Source organism: Thioalkalivibrio sulfidiphilus HL-EbGr7 (assembly GCF_000021985.1).
In the GTDB taxonomy this organism is placed as follows: domain Bacteria; phylum Pseudomonadota; class Gammaproteobacteria; order Ectothiorhodospirales; family Ectothiorhodospiraceae; genus Thioalkalivibrio_A; species Thioalkalivibrio_A sulfidiphilus.
In genome coordinates, this window is record NC_011901.1 from 376214 (window position 1) to 396612 (window position 20399).

At 62.4% G+C, this 20399-nt stretch carries 19 protein-coding genes; 8 read left to right on the forward strand and 11 right to left on the reverse strand.

The window, feature by feature from the left end:
- The first annotated feature begins 6 nt into the window (after positions 1 to 6).
- Positions 7 to 1284: a BamA/TamA family outer membrane protein gene (locus tag TGR7_RS01650; RefSeq protein ID WP_245523064.1), complete on the forward strand. Its 1278-nt coding sequence runs from the start codon at positions 7 to 9 to the stop codon at positions 1282 to 1284.
- A 72-nt stretch (positions 1285 to 1356) separates the two neighbouring features.
- Here TGR7_RS01650 and moaA read toward each other — a convergent pair whose 3' ends face one another.
- A complete protein-coding gene (gene moaA, locus TGR7_RS01655) occupies positions 1357 to 2340 on the reverse strand; it encodes a GTP 3',8-cyclase MoaA (protein ID WP_012636923.1) in 984 nt (327 codons plus the stop codon).
- 257 nt (positions 2341 to 2597) lie between these two features.
- On the opposite strand from moaA, the gene TGR7_RS01660 reads away from it, so the two are divergent.
- Positions 2598 to 3764, forward strand: coding sequence for a hypothetical protein (locus TGR7_RS01660; RefSeq protein WP_012636924.1), 1167 nt, complete (start codon positions 2598 to 2600; stop codon positions 3762 to 3764).
- A 1010-nt stretch (positions 3765 to 4774) separates the two neighbouring features.
- Here the strand turns inward: TGR7_RS01660 and TGR7_RS01665 are convergent.
- From TGR7_RS01665 to TGR7_RS01675, 3 genes are read right to left on the reverse strand one after another with little or no spacing between them, the layout of a single operon-like run.
- The gene (locus TGR7_RS01665; protein ID WP_012636925.1) at positions 4775 to 5758 is read right to left on the reverse strand and encodes a dimethyl sulfoxide reductase anchor subunit family protein; all 984 of its coding nucleotides are present in this window, start codon (positions 5756 to 5758) and stop codon (positions 4775 to 4777) included.
- Positions 5759 to 5781: 23 nt separating this feature from the next.
- The gene (locus tag TGR7_RS01670; RefSeq protein ID WP_012636926.1) at positions 5782 to 6513 is read right to left on the reverse strand and encodes a 4Fe-4S dicluster domain-containing protein; all 732 of its coding nucleotides are present in this window, start codon (positions 6511 to 6513) and stop codon (positions 5782 to 5784) included.
- Positions 6510 to 9329: a molybdopterin oxidoreductase family protein gene (locus TGR7_RS01675; RefSeq protein ID WP_245523065.1), complete on the reverse strand. Its 2820-nt coding sequence runs from the start codon at positions 9327 to 9329 to the stop codon at positions 6510 to 6512. Before TGR7_RS01675 ends, TGR7_RS01670 begins: the two co-directional genes overlap by 4 nt.
- Positions 9330 to 9596: 267 nt before the next feature.
- On the opposite strand from TGR7_RS01675, the gene TGR7_RS01680 reads away from it, so the two are divergent.
- On the forward strand, positions 9597 to 10112 hold the full coding sequence (locus TGR7_RS01680; RefSeq protein ID WP_012636928.1) for a metallophosphoesterase family protein: 516 nt from the start codon (positions 9597 to 9599) through the stop codon (positions 10110 to 10112).
- A 66-nt stretch (positions 10113 to 10178) separates the two neighbouring features.
- On the forward strand, positions 10179 to 10781 hold the full coding sequence (locus TGR7_RS01685) for a CBS domain-containing protein (protein ID WP_012636929.1): 603 nt from the start codon (positions 10179 to 10181) through the stop codon (positions 10779 to 10781).
- Positions 10782 to 11148: 367 nt separating this feature from the next.
- On the opposite strand, the gene TGR7_RS17560 is transcribed toward TGR7_RS01685, so the two are convergent.
- A complete protein-coding gene (locus tag TGR7_RS17560) occupies positions 11149 to 11310 on the reverse strand; it encodes a hypothetical protein (RefSeq protein WP_012636930.1) in 162 nt (53 codons plus the stop codon).
- Between the two features lie 484 nt (positions 11311 to 11794).
- Between TGR7_RS17560 and TGR7_RS01690 the strand changes: the two genes are divergently transcribed.
- The 4 genes from TGR7_RS01690 to TGR7_RS01705 are packed head-to-tail and all read left to right on the forward strand — an operon-like array spanning position 11795 to position 14182.
- Positions 11795 to 12145, forward strand: coding sequence for a YciI family protein (locus TGR7_RS01690; protein WP_012636931.1), 351 nt, complete (start codon positions 11795 to 11797; stop codon positions 12143 to 12145).
- A 6-nt stretch (positions 12146 to 12151) separates the two neighbouring features.
- Positions 12152 to 13168 (forward strand): GNAT family N-acetyltransferase, encoded by a 1017-nt coding sequence (locus TGR7_RS01695; RefSeq protein WP_012636932.1) that lies wholly within the window; start codon positions 12152 to 12154, stop codon positions 13166 to 13168.
- A gap of 40 nt (positions 13169 to 13208) precedes the next feature.
- Positions 13209 to 13520 carry a hypothetical protein gene (locus tag TGR7_RS01700; protein WP_012636933.1) on the forward strand — a complete coding sequence of 104 codons (312 nt, stop codon included), beginning with the start codon at positions 13209 to 13211 and terminating at the stop codon, positions 13518 to 13520.
- Positions 13521 to 13543: 23 nt separating this feature from the next.
- Positions 13544 to 14182: a hypothetical protein gene (locus TGR7_RS01705; RefSeq protein ID WP_012636934.1), complete on the forward strand. Its 639-nt coding sequence runs from the start codon at positions 13544 to 13546 to the stop codon at positions 14180 to 14182.
- Positions 14183 to 14352: 170 nt separating this feature from the next.
- Here TGR7_RS01705 and TGR7_RS01710 read toward each other — a convergent pair whose 3' ends face one another.
- From TGR7_RS01710 to sat, 6 genes are all read right to left on the reverse strand, one after another.
- Positions 14353 to 14862: an FKBP-type peptidyl-prolyl cis-trans isomerase gene (locus TGR7_RS01710; RefSeq protein WP_012636935.1), complete on the reverse strand. Its 510-nt coding sequence runs from the start codon at positions 14860 to 14862 to the stop codon at positions 14353 to 14355.
- A 6-nt stretch (positions 14863 to 14868) separates the two neighbouring features.
- Positions 14869 to 15219, reverse strand: a complete 351-nt coding sequence (locus TGR7_RS01715; RefSeq protein WP_012636936.1) for a hypothetical protein — start codon at positions 15217 to 15219, stop codon at positions 14869 to 14871.
- A 162-nt stretch (positions 15220 to 15381) separates the two neighbouring features.
- Positions 15382 to 17250 (reverse strand): adenylyl-sulfate reductase subunit alpha, encoded by a 1869-nt coding sequence (gene aprA / locus TGR7_RS01720; RefSeq protein WP_012636937.1) that lies wholly within the window; start codon positions 17248 to 17250, stop codon positions 15382 to 15384.
- Positions 17250 to 17732, reverse strand: a complete 483-nt coding sequence (gene aprB, locus TGR7_RS01725; RefSeq protein ID WP_012636938.1) for an adenylyl-sulfate reductase subunit beta — start codon at positions 17730 to 17732, stop codon at positions 17250 to 17252. The genes aprA and aprB overlap by 1 nt, the downstream gene beginning before the upstream one ends.
- Before the next feature lie 41 nt (positions 17733 to 17773).
- Positions 17774 to 18565, reverse strand: coding sequence for a hypothetical protein (locus TGR7_RS01730; protein WP_041440758.1), 792 nt, complete (start codon positions 18563 to 18565; stop codon positions 17774 to 17776).
- 181 nt (positions 18566 to 18746) lie between these two features.
- Positions 18747 to 19955: a sulfate adenylyltransferase gene (gene sat / locus TGR7_RS01735; RefSeq protein ID WP_012636940.1), complete on the reverse strand. Its 1209-nt coding sequence runs from the start codon at positions 19953 to 19955 to the stop codon at positions 18747 to 18749.
- Positions 19956 to 20399: the final 444 nt, after the last annotated feature.

A 20399-nucleotide genomic window follows, 5' to 3' on the forward strand; every position in this document is an offset into this window, starting at 1 on the left:
AAAGCCGTGCTGCGTGGCCTTGCGGCCTTGTTGCTGTTTCTTCCCCTGCTGTTCTGCACACCGGTGCTTGCCCAGACGAGCGCGCCGCTCGTGAGCGAGATCCGTTTCGAGGGCAACCGGGTGACACGGGAGTCCGTGTTGCGCCAGGAACTGCTGATCCGCGAGGGTGAGCATGCAACGCCTGAACGTATCGAGGCCTCGCGCCAGTCCATCATGAACCTGGGGCTGTTCAAAAACGTGGAGACGGACGTCGACACGCAGCCCGATGGCCTGGTGGTGACCTTTCATCTCACCGAGAAGTATTTCTATTTCGCCCTGCCCCGGCTCAACCGCAGCTCAGACGGCGACATCCGCTACGGCGGCGAGCTGCGTGCCGACAACCTGTTCGGTCTCAATCAGCAGCTGCGCCTGCTGTACGAGCTGGAGGAGAACGGTGATGGCGGTAGTGAGCAGGGCTCCAGCCAGTTCAGTCTCGACTACAACGTGCCCCGGGTGCCGTTTACCCGCTTCGGCGCAGGCCTGAGCCTGGGTGAAAAGGTCACGGATCAGTCCCCCTCGGGTGGCGATCTCCCGGATCTCTATGAACAGCGCAGCCGCCATGTGGGCCTGTCCCTGTCGCGCTGGCTGGACCGGCGTGGTCCCAGCCGGGGCTGGCGCATGACCCTGGGCACACGCTGGGAGTCCCGTTCCTTCAGCGCCCTGGACCCGGGCGCGGCCGTGCCCGAGGACGGCGAGGACGTGAGCTGGGGCGTTGGCGTGAGCTTCACCGACGTGGCGGATCTCGGCGTGCGCAGGGAGGGCGTGGCCTACGGCGGCGGCATCTCCTTCGGCAGCACGGAACTGGGTGCGGACCGGGATCACCAGCGCATTGACCTCTTCTACCGCCGCTACCAGACCCTGGGCGGCGATCTCCCGGCGAGCCTGTACTGGCAGCTGCGGGGCGGCTGGGCCGGCGACACCCCCTTTGGTGACGACGCCTACAGCATCGGCAGCGGCTCAAGCCTGCGGGGCTATACCCGGGATTTCCGCACCGGCGACATGCAACTGCTGGCCAACGTGGAGTACCTGCACCCGCTGTTCGGTAACCCGGCCGTGCGCGGCGTGGTGTTCACGGACATCGGCGGTGTCTGGGACAAGGATGATATCGACCCGGGCGACATCCACGTGGGCGCGGGCGTGGGCCTGCGCATCAACCTGCGCTGGTTCGTGAGAACGGATATCCGGGTGGATGCCGCGTACGGCAACGAGGGAAGGGTGTACGCGGGGACGAGTCACACATTTTAGAGCTCTAGAGACAAGCGGCTAGATACAAGAGGCAAGAAACGGCAAAAGACTTGTCTCTTGTCTCTGCGGCGATTAGCCGCCCGTCATCGACATGAAGCGCATCACCTTGCCGGGCTCGTCCTTGAACTCGTGGCGTTCGGGCTTGAGGTCCACGGCGCGCTGGATGGCCTCCAGCAGTTCCGCGTCGCTGCAGCCGGCGCGCAGCAGGGGGCGCAGCTCCAGGTTGTGCTCCTGGCCCAGGCAGGTGTAGATCGTGCCGTCCACGGACAGGCGCACCCGGTTGCAGGTCTCGCAGAAGTGCTGGGAGATGGGGGTGATGAAGCCGATCTTGAGATCCGTGCCGGCCACCTGCATGTAGCGGGCGGGGCCGCCGCCGGGCATCACACCGGGCACCAGCTCGAAGCGCTCGGCGAGGCGCGCCTTCACGTCCTGCAGGTTCACGTAGTGATCCGCGCTGGCGTGACGGCCGGTGTCGCCCATGGGCATGGTCTCGATGAAGCGCAGGGTGAAACCGTGCGCCAGGCAGAACTCCACCATGTCCTCGAACTCGCCGTCGTTGACCCCCTTCATGGCGACCATGTTGATCTTGATGGGGGAGAAGCCGGCGGCCTTGGCGGCCATCAGGCCGTCCAGCACCTTCTCCAGCTTGCCACCGGTGACCTGCTTGAAGACCTCGGGCTTGAGGGAGTCCAGGCTCACGTTGATGCGCGCCACGCCGGCATCCTTGAGGGCCTGGGCATGCTTGGCCATGCGGGTGGCGTTGGTGGACAGCGAAATGTCGTTGATGCCGGGCAGGGCGGCCAGGCGGGAGACCAGGTCTGGGATGTCCTTGCGCACCAGGGGTTCACCGCCGGTGATGCGCACGCGCTGCACGCCAAGCTGACCGAAGGCGCCCATGACCCGGGCGATCTCGTCGAAGCTCAGCCAGTGCTCCGGCTCCTCAAAGTCCTTAAAGCCCTTGGGCATGCAGTAGAAACAGCGCAGGTCGCACTGGTCCGTGACCGAAAGGCGCACGTATTCGATGTGTCTGCCGAAGCGATCTGTCAGTTGTGCCATGTGCCTTGCCCTCCAGCCTGCCCGTTCTTCTGTGTGCCGATTCCGGCATTCGGCCGTCTTGTGCGGTCGTCCATTTGCCAGCTTACGTCAACCCTGACCCGGATTTCCATGGTATAAAGATCGTGGTTATTCCTCAGCGGCAGGAAAAGCAGCATAGGTATCAATGGCTTGTGTTGCCTTTCTCGGCAAGGCGCAGGCCGGAATGCCGCTGGTGTGCCGTGAATCGTTCCAGGTTAGATGCATTCGAGGTCGATTTTATGCCATCGGGCCCCCGCGAGATCATCACCCCCTTCCGCCCCATCCCCCTGGAAGTCCCTGAGGGCATGAAGCCCAACGAGTTCTTCAACAGCACCGAAAACCTGGCGGATCTCGCCCTCAACAACGGCCTGCTGGTAAACCCCGAGAACCTGTTGCTTTACCGAAAGGCCCTCGGCCACAGCAACACCTTCGACACCTCCATCATCTACAACACCTCCAAGGTCATCCTGGACCCCCTGGCCCGCCCGGTGCGCCGCACCCAGGTGCCGGAACCGGTGCGTCATGTGTGGAACCGCATGAACGGCATCATCATCGACTACATGCTGGAGCAGTATCCGGACCCGACCGAGGCCCTGATCCTGGCCGGCGAGGCGAGCCTGGACGCCACCTGGCCGTTGACCTCTCCCGGCGTGCCCAGCATCCGCATGCTGCATAACCATTTCATCGTCTTCCCCATGGCGGACCTGCGCGACGCCCCCCTGGCCGACCCGAAGAACCCGAACCTCACCGACGGCGGTCAGCACAGCCTGTTCCAGGCCTACATGCGCGATGTCTACCGGGCCTTCTTCACCCGGGCGCTGGACCTGAGGGTGCTCAAGCCCACCGCCGACGAGAACGCCCGCATCGAACTCACCGGCTATCCCCAGGGCCTGCCCAGCTGGGAGATCCAGGGCGGTGCCGATGCCCTGAAGGAGGTGCGTTTCTGGAAGGAATACGACGCGATCCTGCAGGGTTTCCTGGATTTCTACCGGACCTTCTTCACCCAGGTCTCCACCCGCGGCGCTCCCATGCCCGAGGGGGTGTACTTCCCGGAGGCGGTGGAGGAGGTGCTGCTGTTCAACAACGACTTCCTGCGCACCGCCAAGAAGGTGCGCGACCGCTGCATCACCGACGCCCGCTATGCCCATGCCATCCGCTGGCAGCCGGCCTTCAAGCAGATCATCTACCGCAACGACGACGGCAAGCTGATCGTGACCATCAGCCAGAACTCCATCGGCAATGCCATCACTGAGCTGCTCGGCGTGGTGGTCAAGCGCGTGCCCGACGCCGAGGCCTATGAGCGCTTTGAGCCGAGGCTCATCGAGCACCTGCTGGCGGTGCGCCGGCGGTTGATCGAGGCGGATCTGGGGGAGGGGGTTGCGACGGCGTATTGGGGGGCGGAGTAATCGTAATAAAGCTGGCTGGCTTTTGATCCAGCCAAAGTCAAAGGCTTCCGATCCGGCTTGCAGCCGGCTCGGGTTACTTTCTTTGCTTGTCCAAAGAAAGTAACCAAAGAAAAGACACCCGAGTTTCTCGCCCCTGCGGGGTGCCCTGCGCGCGGGGGCGTTCCGGGGAGGTCGGCTGACAGGCCGTCCGTGGCCTGACAGCCGACGCGCCGCATCCTTGCGGCGCCCCTGACGGGCTTTGACCCCGGAACACCCCCGTGCTCGGCGAGAAAAACGGGGGGGGACGTCAAAGGCAGCAACCCTTTGACCTTCGGTGGGGTTGTGTTCTTTTGTAGGAGCCCCGACCCCGGGGCGAATTTCCCACCATTCGCCCCGGGGTCGGGGCTCCTACCAGGAAAACCCAAGGCAGATCGAAGCGGTTTTGATCTGCCTCCCCCCTTATGCCGCACCGAGTAGCGCAGGCTTCGAGGGATTAAGCCCGAAGGGGCGCCGCAGGGATGCGGCGCGTCGCCTGCCAGGCCAAGGACGGCCTGTCAGGCGACCCCCTCGAAGCCGAGCAACGCAGGGCACCCGCTACAAGCGGGTGCGGCATCGGGGTGTCCTTCTTTTGGTTACTTTTCTTGGACAAGCAAGAAAAGTAACCCGAGCCCCGTGCAACGGGGATCGGAAGCCTTTGACTTCGACTTCGATTTTGACTTTGTCATGAGCAATTGACTCAATCCGATTGCAAAGCGGATCGAAAGCCTTTGACTTCGAATTCCGCGTGAATCACCCACCACGACCAATGCTTCCACCCGACGACTGGGTCGCAAAACCGAGCGAAGCAAGGGTCCGGCGGCCATGGGCCGCCCTATGGGTCGGTGAAGCACGTCAATCCATAGGGCGGGCCGTGCCCGCCAGGCCGTCGCCATCAAGGAAGCCGCCGCACATGGCGCCCCGCATCATCCTGTCATGCAAAAGAAAAGGGCCATACGGCCCTTTTCTTCACTCCACCGATTAATCGGTACGCATCACGCCACCGACTGATAGTAGAGATTCTGCGGATGCCGCGCCTGGGCAAAGAAGAACCAGCGCTCCGCCACCAGACCCAGGTACTGGATCACGAAGGCAGTGGCCAGCAGGGTGGAGACGTCGCCGCGGCTGAAGATCGCGGTGAGCAGCAGGATCAGGGGGATCGGGAACACGCCGATCAGGAAGATCCACTTCACGGATTTCACGAACATCTCCGACATGCCGTGGAAGAACTCCCGGGTGTTGAAGGAGCCGCCCATGAAGCCCTGGGACTTCTGCACGATGTTGGGGTGCTTGATGCCCGTGGCGGTCTGCAGCGTGGACTTGGGCTTGAGACGCGCGTTGCGGATCAGGGAGGCGACGCGGCTGAAGAAGGCCAGCACCGTGAGCACCACCGCGCCCACTGCCAGGAAGTCCACCAGCTCCACGGCCATGTAGGCGGCCTGGGCGGCGGCCAGGGTGAAGCCCGAGGCCAGCCCGAGCAGGGTGTAGTTGGCGACGGTCAGCGGCGAATGCCACTCCTGCAGGAAGCGCAGGCAGGCGTAGATCATGGCGGTGGTCACATACAGCGCGATGGCGACCAGGGCGCCGATCAGGGCCAGCAGCAGGGTGATCGGCACGGCCACGTTGCCGGGCAGGGTGAACAGCACCGGATTGATGCCAAACAGGTGCACCACCCCGTACAGGAACACGAGGCCCATGAGCGCCGGCAGCACGATCACCTCGCGGGACAGCCAGGAGGTGCGCCACTGGGCCGCGGCACGCCAGGCCCGCTCCGGATGGCCCAGGTGGAAGAACGAGGCGAACAGGCCCAGCACCAGAAGTACCAGCGAGATGCCGGCGCCCGTGGCGTAGTAGTGGCCGCCGTGTTCCGGCAGGAGCCGCAGGGCGGCGTAGCTCTCGACCAGGGCCAGGGCGATGAACAGCCCCTGGCCGGCGCCGATGAGGGTGGTGAGAAAAATGACTGAGAATGCGGGATGCATGATGCGTTCGTCCGTTGTTTCCGTTACCAGCTGGTGACGTCGTCGAGGGAGGGCTCGTCGCGGCCCGGGCGGGGCAGCTTGGAGTCGATCTTGAGCGGGTTGTCGCTGCGCTCGAGTTCTTCCTCGCGGATGGTGATGCGGGTCTTGCGCCGGGGCAGGTAGTGGTTGGCCGGCTTGGTGCCCCACTCGGGCATCAGCTGGTAACCGCCCGCCTCGCGGATCGCCACGGAGACCACGGAATTCGGGTCATGGATGTCACCGTAGAGCCGCGCATTGGTGGGGCATGCCTTGACGCAGGCGGGCAGACGATCCGCTTCCTCGAACGTGGGGTTGTGGATGCGGTCCACGCACAGGGTGCACTTGGTCATCTCCTTGCGGGATTCGTCGATCTCGCGCACGCCGTAGGGGCAGGCCCAGGAGCAGTACTTGCAGCCGATGCACTTGTCGTAGTCCACCAGCACGATGCCGTCCTCTGGGCGCTTGTAGGAGGCGCCGGTGGGGCACACGGGCACGCAGGGCGGCTCCTCGCAGTGCAGGCAGGACTTGGGGAAGTGCACCGTCTCGGTGTTGGGGTATTCCCCCACCTCGAAGGTCTGCACCCGGTTGAAGAAGGTGCCCGTGGGGTCCTCGTCATAGGGGCGCTGGTCCACCAGCGGACCGGCCCCGCCGGAGGTGTTCCACTCCTTGCAGCTGGTCACGCAGGCGTGGCAGCCCACGCACACGTTGAGATCGATCACTAGAGCAAGCTGTGTCATTTCTTGAGTCCCTTGTTCGCAAAGAAGCCCCACACGCGCTGGGCCATGGGCTGGCCGGGGTAGGGTTGCATGGGTTTGAACTGGGGCGAGCTCACCTGGGGCTCGTCCTCGGCGGCCTTGTAGATGCGCACGCGCACGTCGTACCAGCCGGCCTGGCCGGTGAGGGGGTCCGAGTTGGAGGTGGTGCCGTACTCGGTGGGCAGCTCCTCGGAGATGACGTGGTTGAGCAGGAAACCCTTCTGGGACTCGTTGGCCCGAGGGGTCAGGCTCCACGCGCCCGCGGCCTTGCCGATGGCGTTCCAGGTCCACACGGTGCCGGGCTCCACGGCATTGGAGTGCTTGGCGATGCAGCGCACCTTGCCCCACTGGCTCTCCACCCACACCCAGTCATCGTCCTGGATGCCCTGGGCCAGCGCCGTCTTGGCGTTGACGAACAGCACGTTGTGGGTATGGATCTGGCGCAGCCAGGCGTTCTGGGAATCCCAGGAGTGGTACATGGCCATGGGCCGCTGGGTGACTGCCGCCAGCGGGTAGGTCTGCTTGTTGGTGACCTGGGCCTCCAGGGGCTCGTAGTAGAACGGCAGCGGATCGAAGAAGGTCTCCACGCGCTCCCTCAAGTGCTCCGGCGGCTTGCGCGACAGGCCCTTGCCCTGGGCGGCGGCGCGGAAGCGCATCAGCACCTCGGAGTAGATGTGGATGAGGATCGGCTCCGCGTAGCGGGTGATGCGGTTGCGCTGCGACCAGTCCAGGTAGCCCTTGTTCCAGTTACGCATGTACTGGTAACTCTTGGGCAGCACGTAGTGGAACACGCAGTTGTTCTTGGCGTACATCTCCCACTGGTTGGGGTTGGGCTCGCCGCGCATGGACTTCTCGCCGCCCTTGCCGCGCCAGCCCGCCAGGAAGCCGATACCGGAACCCGGCTCGGTCTCGTAGTTGACGATGAAGTCCGGGTAGTCGCGGTACTTGCGTTTGCCGTCCTTGGTGACGAAGGCGGGCAGGCCGAGGCGGGTGCCCAGCTCGATGAGCACCTCCTGGAAGGGCTTGCACTCGCCCTTGGGCGGCACCACCGGGATGCGCACGGAGTCCACCGGGCCGTCGAACTCGGAGATCGGCCGGTCCAGCATGGACATCACGTCGTGGCGTTCCAGGTACGTGGTGTCCGGCAGGATCAGGTCGGCGTACGCGGTCATCTCCGACTGGAAGGCATCGGCCACGACGAGGAACGGGATCTTGTACTCGCCGTTGTCATCCTTGTCGTTGAGCATCTTGCGCACCTCGACCGTGTTCATGGTCGAGTTCCAGGCCATGTTGGCCATGAAGATCATCAGCGTGTCGATGGGGTAGGGGTCGCCGCGCCAGGCGTTGGTGATCACGTTGTGCATCAGGCCGTGCACCGAGAGCGGATACTCCCAGGAGAAGGCCTTGTCGATGCGCACCGGGTTGCCCTTGTCGTCCACGAACAGGTCGTCCGGATCGGCGGGCCAGCCAAGCGGCATGCCGTCCAGCGGTGTGTTGGGCTTGACCGCCTCCGGGCCCTTGGGCGGCCGGGCGCAGGGCGGGATCGGACGCGGGAAGGGGGCCTTGTGGCGGAAGCCGCCCGGGCGGTCGATGGTGCCGAGCAGGGTCATCAGGATGGACAGAGCGCGGATGGTGTGGAAACCGTTGGAATGGGCCGCAAGCCCGCGCATGGCGTGGAAGGACACCGGGTTGCCGGTGACGGACTCGTGCTCCACGCCCCAGGAGTCTGTCCAGGCGATGGGCAGCTCGATCTTCTGGTCACGGGCGGTCACGCCCATCTCGTGGGCCAGGCGGCGGATGGTCTCGGCCGGGATGCCGGTGATGTTGGCGGCCCACTCGGGGGTGTAGCCCTCGACGCGCTCCTTCAGGAGCTGGAAGGAGGGCTTGGTGGGGGTGCCGTCGTCGAGCTTGAATTCGCCCAGCAGGTAGGGGTCGGTGTCCGGGGTGTGGGTGACCACGGCCCGGTTGCTGTTGCGGTCCCACCACAGCTTGTTCTGGGGCTCGTAGCAGCCCTCTTCCTCCGGCACCTCGGTGCGGTGGAACATCCCGAACTCGTTGCTGGCCTCATCCACGTTGATGAGCTGGCCGGCGTTGGTGTAGCGCACCAGGAATTCCCGGTCATACAGGCCCTGAGCGATGATCTCGTTGATGATGGCCAGCAGCAGGGCGCCGTCGGTGCCTGGACGGATGGGCACCCACTCGTCGGCGATGGCGGAGTAGCCGGTGCGCACCGGGTTGATGGAGATGAAGCGGCCGCCGTTGCGCTTGAACTTGGACAGCTCCACCTTCATGGGGTTGGAGTGATGGTCCTCGGCGGTGCCCAGCATGATGAACAGCTTGGAGCGCTCCAGGTCCGGGCCGCCGAACTCCCAGAAGGAGCCGCCGATGGTGTAGATCATGCCGGCGGCCATGTTCACGGAGCAGAAACCGCCGTGGGCCGCGTAGTTGGGGGTGCCGAACTGCTTGGCGAACAGGCCGGTCATGGCCTGCATCTGGTCGCGTCCGGTGAACAGGGCGAACTTCTTGGGGTCGGTCTTGCGAAGCTTGCCAAGCCGTTCTGCGAGGGTGGAGAATGCTTCTTCCCAGGAGATCGGCTCGAACTGCGCATCGCCGCGCTCGCTGCCTTCCTTGCGCTTGAGGGGCTGGGTCAGGCGGGCGGGCGAGTACTGCTTCATGATGCCCGAGGAGCCCTTGGCGCAGATCACCCCTTTATTGATCGGGTGATCCGGGTTACCGTCGATGTAGCGGACTTCGCCGTCACGCAGGTGCACACGGATGCCGCAGCGGCACGCGCACATGTAGCAGGTGGTCTTTTTGATCTCCTGCGAGGGATTCTTGATCTCGGACAGGGTCGGGTCCGAGGTGGGCCTGGGGGTTTTTGCTTGCATGTCGGTTTTTCCCTTACGGGGATTAGATAATTAGAATGTTCCTTTATCATTCTGACCAGCGCACCCGGGCATTGGCAAGTTGTTACTTTTTATTGATGTATTAGTGGGCGCGGAAAGCCCCAATAAACCGAACGCGGCGGAGCGTCGCCCGGACCAAAAGCTCAGGAACACTGCGCGATGAGGATATGTATAGTCTCTGACAGCCATGATCGTGGCCCGATGCTGGCCCGGGCCATCGAGGCGGCCATCGCCGAGGGGGCCGCCCTGGTGATCCACTGCGGCGACCTGATTGGCGGCAATACCATCCGGGCGTCCCTGGCTCTGGGGGTACCCATCCACGCGGTGCATGGGAATAATCTGGGTGACCCGGTGGCCATTGCCCGTATCGCCCACAACTCCAAGGGTATGTTCATCTACCACGGACTGGACGCGGACATCACCGTCGCGGGCCGTCGGATCTTTGTGACGCATTACCCCCATTACGGCCACGCCATGGCCTGTACCGGTGACTTCGACCTGGTCTGCTGTGGGCACAGCCACGAACCCGAGATCCGCCAGCAGTCGACGGTGCGCGACAGCCAGACCTGGCTGGTCAATCCGGGCACGGTCGCGGGGCTTGGCGCGCCCGAGGCCACGTGGATACTGGGTGACCTGGAGACCATGAAATTCGAATTGCGCCAGACCCCTGACTGAGTCTCACCACGGCCGGTGGAGCCGGCCCGACCTGCACCCAACGTTAATCGAGGAACGTCTCAGAAAATGACCGCAGAAACCTCCCGCAAGCCCCTGCCCTCCTTCAAAGCACCCGCTCAACTGGGTTACGTGGAACCCGGTATCCAGGAGCGCGTCGTCGCGACATCGCCGGCCATGCAGGTCATGACCAGCCTGCGCAACGTCAGTGCGAGCACCATCCGTCCCGGGGCCTCGCTGGTCGAGGCCAATCAGACCATGATCGCTCGCGGCGTGCGCCTGCTGCTGGTCGTGGACCCGGAGGGGCAGGTGATCGGTCTGATCACCGCCCGTGACACCCAGGGCGAGCGGCCGATCCAGATGGTGCATGAGCGTGGCGGCCGATTCGAGGACCTGCAGGTGCGCGATCTCATGATCCCGCGTGAATCCATTGACCTGATCGACATGCGGGACGTGATGCGCGCGGAGGTGCGCGACATCGTGGCAACGCTCAAGGACCAGGGTCGTCAGCATGCCCTGGTGGCGTCAACGGACCAGGCCACCGGAAGGACACGCATCTGCGGCATTTTTTCCGCCACGCAGATCGGCCGCCAGCTCGGCCTGTCGGTGCAGACCTTCGAAGTGGCCAAGACCTTCGCCGAAATCCAGGCCGCGCTCGCCAAGGAATACTGAGCGACACGCCCGGGCTTCCCGCGAAGCCCGGGCGTGATATTTGCGGCCTCCCGCCCAGTGGCGGGCTTGGCCCGCCCTATGCCACTCCAGCCAGAAGATAGCCTGAGGCAGGCCGAAAGCGCCCTGTCGGTCGTCGGCCAGGTGGGGTCTGCGCACCCATCACTCCAAACGCCGGGTCATCAGATAGCACTCACGACCGCCGTGGTCCGAGAGATCGGTCCGCACGGGCCTGTGTGCGCCAGGTCGCTATGGAATCAGGATCTTGTCCAGCCGGGAGGGCCGGTAAGGGTGGTAGGGAAAGGGCAGGGGCGGGGGAGTGAAGCGCCTTATGGGGGGTACCCCCCATAAGGCGAAACGGCAGGTTGACTCAGGGGCGCTTGGGGGTGGTGTACTCCGCCACCTTGTGGAACGAGTCCCAAATCGTCTCGTAGCCTACGAAGCCCTTTTCATTGGGCTCTTTCTGACGGGTCTTGACGAAACGGGCCTTGCCTTCAGGCACCTTGGGTCGGGTCTTGGGTTGTCCGCTCATAAGTCACCTTTTTCTTCGAGTTCGCGATCGCCGCAGCGAGTTATTCGCAGCTGAAAACGGTCACGATGAAATTGGTCTTCATCATGCAGGAAAAAGTATATCAGAAACCGTCCGGCGGGCAGCAAGTTCCCGGTGAAATGTATCTTTTTATGATGTGATAAATCCAGGTTTCCCATCCTGTCCGGGATCTTGAGAAATCCGGTTCCAGGCGGGCGTGCCACGCCTAACCTATTATCCAGAAAGGAGAAATACCGATGCCTTTGCGGGAGGCTGCAAAGCCGGAAGCAGCGCCATGCCCGGCAGTGGGTTGAGAAATGTGTCCCGCGGGCACTGCACAGGCTGAAACAGGGCTGCAATCCCATCCTGAAGTACGAAACCGCAGGCGCCTGCGCGGCCTCCCTTGTACCGGCATGGCGCGTGAATTCATCGGGCAGCCGGGTTAACATCAGGGGCCATTCATCCACGTGTCTGAAGCCCTGATCGCATGCCGCAATACATATTCGTTTATCTCGGAGGCGAGTACCCTTCGGACCCGCAGGAGGCGCAAGCGCATCTCCAGAAATACCAGCAATGGCTGATGTCGCTCGGCACCGCAGTGGTGAGCCCCGCCGTGCCCTTCCGGGATACGCACACGCTACAGCCCGACGGCTCGGTTTCCCGGGGCACTGTCTCGGCCATGTCCGGCCTGAGCATCATGCGAATGGATTCCATGCAGGAGGCCATCGCCGCGGCGCGGGCCTGTCCCTTCCTCGAAATCAAAGGTACCCTGGAGGTTTCGGAAATGATCGAGATGCCCCGCGCCTCCGGGGATGGCGGCAATGAGACCGTAAACTGACGCCGCATGGAGTTCGTCTGTTACGCCCACTGGGAGCAGTTGCCCAAGAGTGCGGCGTCCCTGTTCTCCCAAGCGGCCGGCGACAGTCTCTTCTTTTCACGCCCCTGGTTTGAAAACCTGCTGAGGACCACGCCAGCCGATCGGCAGAGCCTCCTGCTGGCCTGCGTGGTGGAGGACGGCAGGGTTCTGGGGCTGCTCCCCCTGGAGATGCGTGACAGCAGTCACTGGTATGGGCTCACAAACCTGTACGCCTCGCTCTACACGCTGCTGCTGGCGGAGCATCGCCAGCGCGAGGTGATCGGCTGCCTCGCCAGGGGGCTGAGCGATTTGTCGTTCGCATCACTGCGCCTGGACCCGGTCGCCGCAGACGACGGCAAGCTGGAGGGTTTCCAGCAGGCCATGGAATCCCTGGGCATCGCCTGTCATCGAAGATTCCGGTTCTACAACTGGATCCACCGTGCACAGGGTCAATCGTTCGAGGATTACATGGCGGCGCGTCCCGCCAGAGTCCGCAACAGCATTGCGCGCAAGGCGCGAAAGCTCGCCCGGGAGCATGGCTACAGGATTCAGGTCTTTACCGATAGTGGCCTGCAGAAGGCTATGTCAGACTACTACGTCGTCCATGACAGGAGCTGGAAGGCCTCGGAGCAGTATCGCGATTTTATCGACGGCCTGGTCAGTGCGCTGGCCGAGCAGGGCTGGTTGAGACTCGGCATCCTTTATGTGGGGAAGTCGCCCGTTGCCGCGCAACTCTGGTTCGTGGTCCATGGCAAGGCAAGCATATTCAAGCTGGTCCATGACGAGCAATGGAAGCGTTACTCCCCGGGTTCGATTCTGATCCGGCATCTGATGGAACAGGTCATCGATCATGACTGGGTGGAGGAGATCGATTTCCTGACCGGCAACGACGCCTACAAGCAGGACTGGATGTCAGAGCGCAGGGAACGCTGGACACTCTACTGCATCAGGAGCCCGGAACCCGAGCGGGGGATCGGACGATTACTGAAGTGGCTGAACCGATAGCAACGAAATCCCCATTCACGAAAACCGCAGGGTAAACGAAGTGCAACTCAAGGCCGATCCCGAAAAATTCGATCAACTCCAGCAGCTCTTCATCCGCGAGATCATCGAGCAGATCAGGCTCAAACTGACCGAGGCGGGGTTTCGCGACGAAGCGCTCAAAGAGGTCACGGCCCATATCGCCTTCAGCGTGGCCAGCACCATCGATGACAACGCCGGAATTGAAGCCGAGGGCGTTGCGGTCAAGCCGTACCTGAGCTTTGTCACCGGGGATGAACAGCTCGTCCACGGTGGTGAAAATTCCTACATGCATGAATATGTCGCCGATCTCATCACCGAGATATTCGACGAATAACCGCAGGGCGGGCGGCCAGTGCCATGAAAATCATTCAGCGACATTTCCTCAGGGGCTCTCAGGAACTCGAGGTCATCGACGATTACGTCAGGATCCGAAGCAAGGCGCCATTCAAGCCTGCAGAGGAACTGACCGTGATGCTGACGGTTCTGAATCCGGAGCCGCGTATCAGTCGATCCAGCCTGAGTTTCACCAGCCGGGTGAATGGTGACGCGCTGATCACGCTGCAGCTGGGAAAGCCCGATACCGAGGCGTTCAATGCCTTCGTCGCTCTCGTAAAGCGCAGGGCCGTGGAGGAGTACCAGGCCTTTGCCGGACTCAGGCCCGTCCGACAGCCTGCCGGCCTGGAGGCCAATGTCTACGATGAGCCGCCAGACTTTGATGACGAAGGTGAGGACAAACCGGCGAAGCTCAGGAGTGACCTGGACGCCGAGAGGATCGATGAAGCGATTCGGATGCTCAGAACCTATCTGAGTGCTGAGGACATCCAGCCATTGCTCAGCGCATTGGAAGCGCTGAGCGCCAATCCGGGGAGTGCGGGACTGCAGTCGCAGGTGGTCTATGCGTTCAATGAGCTGGGTCCGAGGCAGGGCGCTGTCCTGACCTATGCGCCCTATGTGGGCGTGCTGTTGTCGGATGGGCCGGCCGGTGCCCCGTACTGAGATGCAGGCGCGGGGTTCTTGATCGAGACAGTTCATGAGTGGGGCGGGGATATCCCGCCGCTCTCCCATGCACGTGGGGCGGCCCGTGGACGCCTGCTGAGGGTGGACTAGATAGAGGCGGGCATGGCCCGCCCTATGTGATGTTGAAGGCGAGGGTGCAAGTCTGGGCGTCAGATCGGCACAATTCGGTCCGTATCGATGTCCGGTCCATCGATGACCCGGGTGCCCGCTTCGATCTCTTCCGGAGTGGCATCCCGTACGCTCAGGATCTTGAGCCTGAAGATCAGGTCTCTGCCGCACAGCGGATTGTTGCCGTCGACCGTGAGTGTCTTGTCATCCATGCGCGTCACGATGAACTCTTTTCGTTCGCCGTTCTCGCTTTCCATCAGGATGATCGTCCCGACTTCCCGGTACTCTTCCGGCACATTGTCGATGCTGTCGGTAAACACCAGGTTCTCGTCCCGTGCTCCGTAGATCGCATTGCCATCGATGGCGACCTCGATCACGTCGCCCTGGGCGCGCCCCTGCAGGTCGTCGGTGACCTGCCTGTTCAGCACATGGTTCGTGCCATGCACGTAACTTAAGGGGAACTCGACGGTTGACAGGACGTCTCCGGACTTCTTGTCGATGACCTCGTAGGTCAGCTCGACAAACTTATTGTCTTGTATGGTTTCGCTCATGATCGTCTAGAACACGGATGCGGCGAAGATCTTGACCTCGCCTCTTTCATAACCGACGACCATGCGCCCCAGCCACTCGCCAGCCCGCTTGGTGCTGCGTACCCTGAACAGGCAGGTGACATGCTCGCCACGCCGGATGAAGCCCAGGAAGTCATAGTCTGTTGAGAGGCTTCGGGTCAGCTCGCTCTTGGCGAACTGATTGCCAAGCTCCACCTCGTTCAGGCCGAGCAGAAGGTCGTAGGAGAAGTTGCGAATGAACTTCCCGTAGTTGCCTTTGTTGGAATACTTGATCAGGTCGTCCCACATGGGGAGGACGATCTGGAGGAGTTCCTCGTCCGTCTTCTCGATGATGTTCATGGATTATTCTCTGAAATGACCATTTGCGTGTGACAGGTTGCCCACTGGCGTGCAGCCGGGTCAACACATTACCGTGCCGCAAAAAAAAGACCAACTTGTCGTTGATCTTTTTTAGAGCGACCCGGGGAGGCGCAGGTAACGCCTCCCCGGTATCGACCGCCCTTACTCGTCCTTGCCCACGATGTGGTAGCAGGGCGCCTTCTCCATGGTGTACTCCCCGGTCTTCGGGTCACGACGGGAAACCGTCAGTACATGCCAGTTCTCGTCGTCCAGCTTCATCGCATCGCCACGGTAGTAATAGCCCGGCCAGCGCGTCTCCTTGCGGAACAGGGTGTGGTGGAAGACCGCCTCGGCAGTGCGGTGACGGTGCTTCAACTCCCAGGCACGCAGCAGTTCGTGGATATTCTCCGCCGCAACCTTCTCCAGGTCCTCTTCCAGGGCCTTCATCTTCTTCAGGCCGATGCTGAGCAGCTTGTCGTTGGTCATGTAGTTGACCGTCACGCCGCCGCAGTACTCATCCATCAGCTTCTGCAGGCGATCCAGACCCTGGCGGGGGTTGATGTAGTTGGGGTTGACCGAACCGGCAACGATCTCGTTACGGTAGACCTTGTAGTGCTCCATGGGCTTGTAGATCTCCTCCTTGCGGCGGTCGATCTGTTCCTGGGAGATACGGATCCCTTCGGCCTTGCCATCGTCGATGTACTTGCACGCGGCCTTGGCAGCCAGGCGTCCTTCGGTGAAGGAACCGGAGGAGAAGGCGTGCGGGGTGCCACCGACGGCATCGCCGGCACCGAACAGGCCTTCGACCGTGGTCATGCGGTTGTAGCCCCAGAAGTACTCAGGCGGAGAGATGTCCTCGGGACCGGAGCACCAGGCGCCGCAACCGGTGGCGTGGGAACCCATGACGTAGGGCTCGGAGGTCGTCAGCTCCGGGTTCTCGTACTTGGGGTTCACGTCGGTGGCGGCCCACAGCACGGCCTGACCCACGGTCATGCCCAGGAAGTTGTGCCAGCCGATCTCCTCCAGGTGAGGATCCTGGAAGGCCTCCATGGTGACCATGTGGATCGGACCGCGACCGGCATTGACCTCGTTGATGAGGGCGTGGTTGCGCAGGCAGGTCGGGATCGGACGATGGGTCCGGTGCGAGACCTCGGGATCCAGATACTCCTTGCCCACCATCTTCTGGAGGTCGGGGAACCACTTGGACTCATACTCTTCGCCATAGGCGTTCTGGGTGTAGGTCTTGAGGTGCAGGAAGTAGGCACCCACCGGGCCGTAACCGTCCTTGAAGCGGGCCAGCACGATGCGGTTTTCCATCTGGGTCATCTTCGCGCCCGCCCCGATCATCAGGCCGTAGGCAGAACCGGAGGACCAGGGGGCATACCACACGCGACCGGCGCCTTCACCCACGGAACGCGGCTTGAAGATGTTGGAGGCGCCGCCCGCGGCCACGATCACGGCCTTGGACTTGAACACGTGGTAGTCACCGGTGCGGACATTGAAGCCCACGGCGCCGGCCACTCGGTTCTCCTTGGCATCGTCCATCAGCAGGTGGGTGACGCAGACGCGGTTGTAGACCTTGTCGGCGGACTTCTTGGCTGCCTCAGCCACGATCGGCTTGTAGGACTCGCCGTGAATCATGATCTGCCAACGGCCTTCACGCTGGTAGGTGCCGGTCTTGGGGTTGCGCATGATCGGCAGGCCCCATTCCTCGAACTGGTGAACAGCCGAGTCCACGTGGCGAGCCATGTCGAACAGCAGGTCCTCGCGCACCATGCCCATCAGGTCGATACGTGCGTAGCGCACGTGATCTTCCGGGTTGTTCTCGCCGAAGCGGGTACCCATGTAGCAGTTGATGGCATAGAGGCCCTGGGCCACGGCGCCGGAACGGTCGATGTTGGCCTTTTCGGCGATCACGATCTTCTTGTCCTGACCCCAGTAACGAGCCTCCCAGGCCGCACCGGTGCCACCAAGGCCGGCACCACAGACCAGGATGTCGATGTTGTCTTCTACGATTGTGTTGTAAGCCATTAGTAGTACACCCCTGCTTTCATTCTCAGGCCATTGGATTCCAGCGTGTGCAGACCGCCCTCATCCAGACGGATGTATTTCGGCTCGTTGAAGAGCAGCTGGCTGTCGCGCATGTCCTTGCTGGGTGCCGGCGCGTCGGCCAGCTTGGGAATGTACTGACCCCAGGGCTTGGTGGTGATGGGGGCCAGCAGATTCAGGTCCATTTCACCGTTGCGGGACTTGATGCGCCACGCGATGACACCCTTTTCCTCGTCGCGGATCACCCGAACGGAATGGCCCAGCGGGGCGAAGTCCGCATAACCACGCACGTCAATGGCGTTGTGCGGGCAGGCCTTGACGCAGGAGTAGCACTCCCAGCACATGTTGGGTTCGATGTTGTAGGCGCGGCGCACGGTCGGGTCGATGTGCATGATGTCCGACGGGCAGATATCGACACAGGCTCCACAGCCGTCGCAGCGCGTCATATATACGAAAGTTGGCATGTCGGTCCTCTCTTAAAAGAATTGTTATTCAGTGTCTCGACTCAGTAGTGGCGTGGCGGTTCGCGGGTGATGCCGGGCCCCATGTTGGGCGGGTTGGTGCCCATGTATTCCGGGATGTCGGGATACCGCGCCTGCAGCTTGGGATCCGTCAGTTCACCCACATCGGGCAGATTCTCCTGGGAGCCGTCGGCCTTGGTGACCTTCTTCTGGTAGGCGGCAGCAGGCTTGAAGAACATGTGGGCGAACTTGGACCAGATCACCGTGGAGAACAGCGTGGTGCTGGCGGCGATGAACAGGACGAAGAACAGCCAGCCGATGGCGCTGCCCTGGGTGAAGGACCACAGCAGCGCGAAGGTGGCCATCGCCAGCAGGGACACGATGAACAGATCGGCGCGCACCACGCGGTACCAGGGGTTGCCTTCGGCGGACACGTCCACGCGGATGAAGAACCAGAACCAGTAACCGCCGACCGCGAGGCTGAGCGCGCCCAGGTGCCACAGCAGCGGCCAGATGCCCGCTTCGCCCGAGGTGGGGTGAGCAAAGATCAGCACCGCAGTGGCTACCACGAAGACGATGAAGCCGTACATGGTGAGGAGGTGCGAGACGCGACGCTGCTGCTCGCCGCGGTGGGAAAACTCGGAGGAGGTGAGCACCTCGCCGACGATGGTCTGGACCGCAAGGCCGACCTTCTCGCCGCTGCTCACACTGCGCCGGGCGTTCTTTTCCTGCTTTTTCGCGTTTTCGAAGAAATACTTGGCGCTCTTCTTGTGCATCACATCGATGAGCACGCCGGCGATCACCAGCAGGATCATGGCCACCACGTAGATCTGCATGGCCGCGGGCGGAATAAATGCTGCAAGCTCACTGAATGGGTTGGTACTAATCATTGTCTACTCTCCTAGTGGTGATGCTGAGTTCTTATTAAATTACGAGGCAGTTCTCGTCTAACCCTTTGTCATCATGACGGCCTACACCAGCTTCGCTTCTCATGCACGACCTGGCGGATGACGTCCCCTACTTGGCGGAATGCCCGGACAGCTTGACCTCGACCTTTTCGGTGAGGTTGTTGTAGTACTCGCGCAGGATCTCCAGCACTTCCGGGCGGGAGAACTCCGCCGGGACGTCGTCCCCCTCGGACAGGGCCTTGCGCAGCTTGGTGCCGGACAGCAGCAGCCGGTCGCCGGGCTCGTGGGGGCAGGTGCGCGCAGAGGCCATGCCGCCGCACTTGTAGCACCAGAAGGTCCAGTCGATCTTCAGGGCCTGGGTCTCCAGGGCGCCCTTGGGGATCTGGTCGAAGATATGGTGCGCGTCGAACGGCCCGTAGTAATCGCCCACGCCCGCATGGTCGCGGCCCACGATCAGGTGGGAGCAGCCGTAGTTCTGGCGGAACACCGCATGCAGCAGGGCCTCGCGGGGACCGGCGTAGCGCATGTCCAGCGGGTAACCCGCCTGGATGATGGTGTTCTTGACGAAGTACTTGTCCACCAGGGTGTTGATGGCCTTGGCGCGCACGTCGGCCGGGATGTCGCCGGGCTTGAGGTTGCCCAGCAGCGAGTGGATCAGCACGCCGTCGCAGGTCTCGATGGCCACCTTGGCGAGGTATTCGTGGGAACGGTGCATGGGATTGCGGGTCTGGAACGCCGCCACCTTGCTCCAGCCCATGGCCTCGAACTGGGCGCGGGTCTCCTTGGGGGACATGAACAGATCGCCGTACTTCTCGGGGAATCCGCCCTGGGACAGCACCTTCACGGGACCGGCGAGGTTCACGTCGCCCTGTTCCATGACCATCTTCACGCCCGGGTGCTCCAGGTCGGTGGTCTTGAACACGGTGGCGCACTCGTGGGCCTTGTCGATCCGGTACTTCTCGGTCACCGTCATGGTGGCCAGGATCTCGTCATTTTCCGGGTCCACCAGGGCGATGTCGCTGCCGGTCTTGATGCCGTCGGCCACCACCTCGTCGGTGGAGAGCGTGATGGGGATGGGCCAGAACAGGCCGCTGGCGGTCTTCATGCCGTCGCAGACGCCTTCCCAGTCCGCGTGGCTCATGAAGCCGTCCAGGGGGGTAAACCCGCCCAGACCCAGCATAATAATGTCGCCCTTTTCCCGGGAGCTGACCTTGACCTTGGGCAGCGACTCGGCGCGCCCCCGTTCAGCGCTCAAAGCCTCGCCTTCCAGCAGCAAGGGCTTGAGCGGACCCCCCCCGTGAGGATTCACCAGTGACATTAGTTTTTTCCTCTTTAATTAATTAAGAAATCGTTTAAATGCCGGAAAAATGTAAGATTCTAGATCTCGCCACACGACACTAGCACTGCCCGGCCCGCGCTAGGAATCGGAATTTTGAATCTTTAAATAAGCTGTGCTGATCCATATATCCCCCATTGGGGATAGGGTCGGGTGATCGGTGCGCGCAAGTGATTGATCTGAGGTCCCTGTTCGGATCCTTCCGATCTTCCGGGAATGGGCGTGGAGTCGTAGAGGCCTGCACGCATGAGGGCTTGTGCGCCGATGACGAATGCGACAGGATCAGTATCGCCATGAAACGGGCACGCGTCGCGAATGTTTAAAATAAACGATTGCGGGCCATTAAGCCAAAGTTTCTGGCCAATAAACTGAAAAAAACGGGCCCCGTATCCCAGAGGGTCCACAACCCAAACGGAAGGGGTAAGT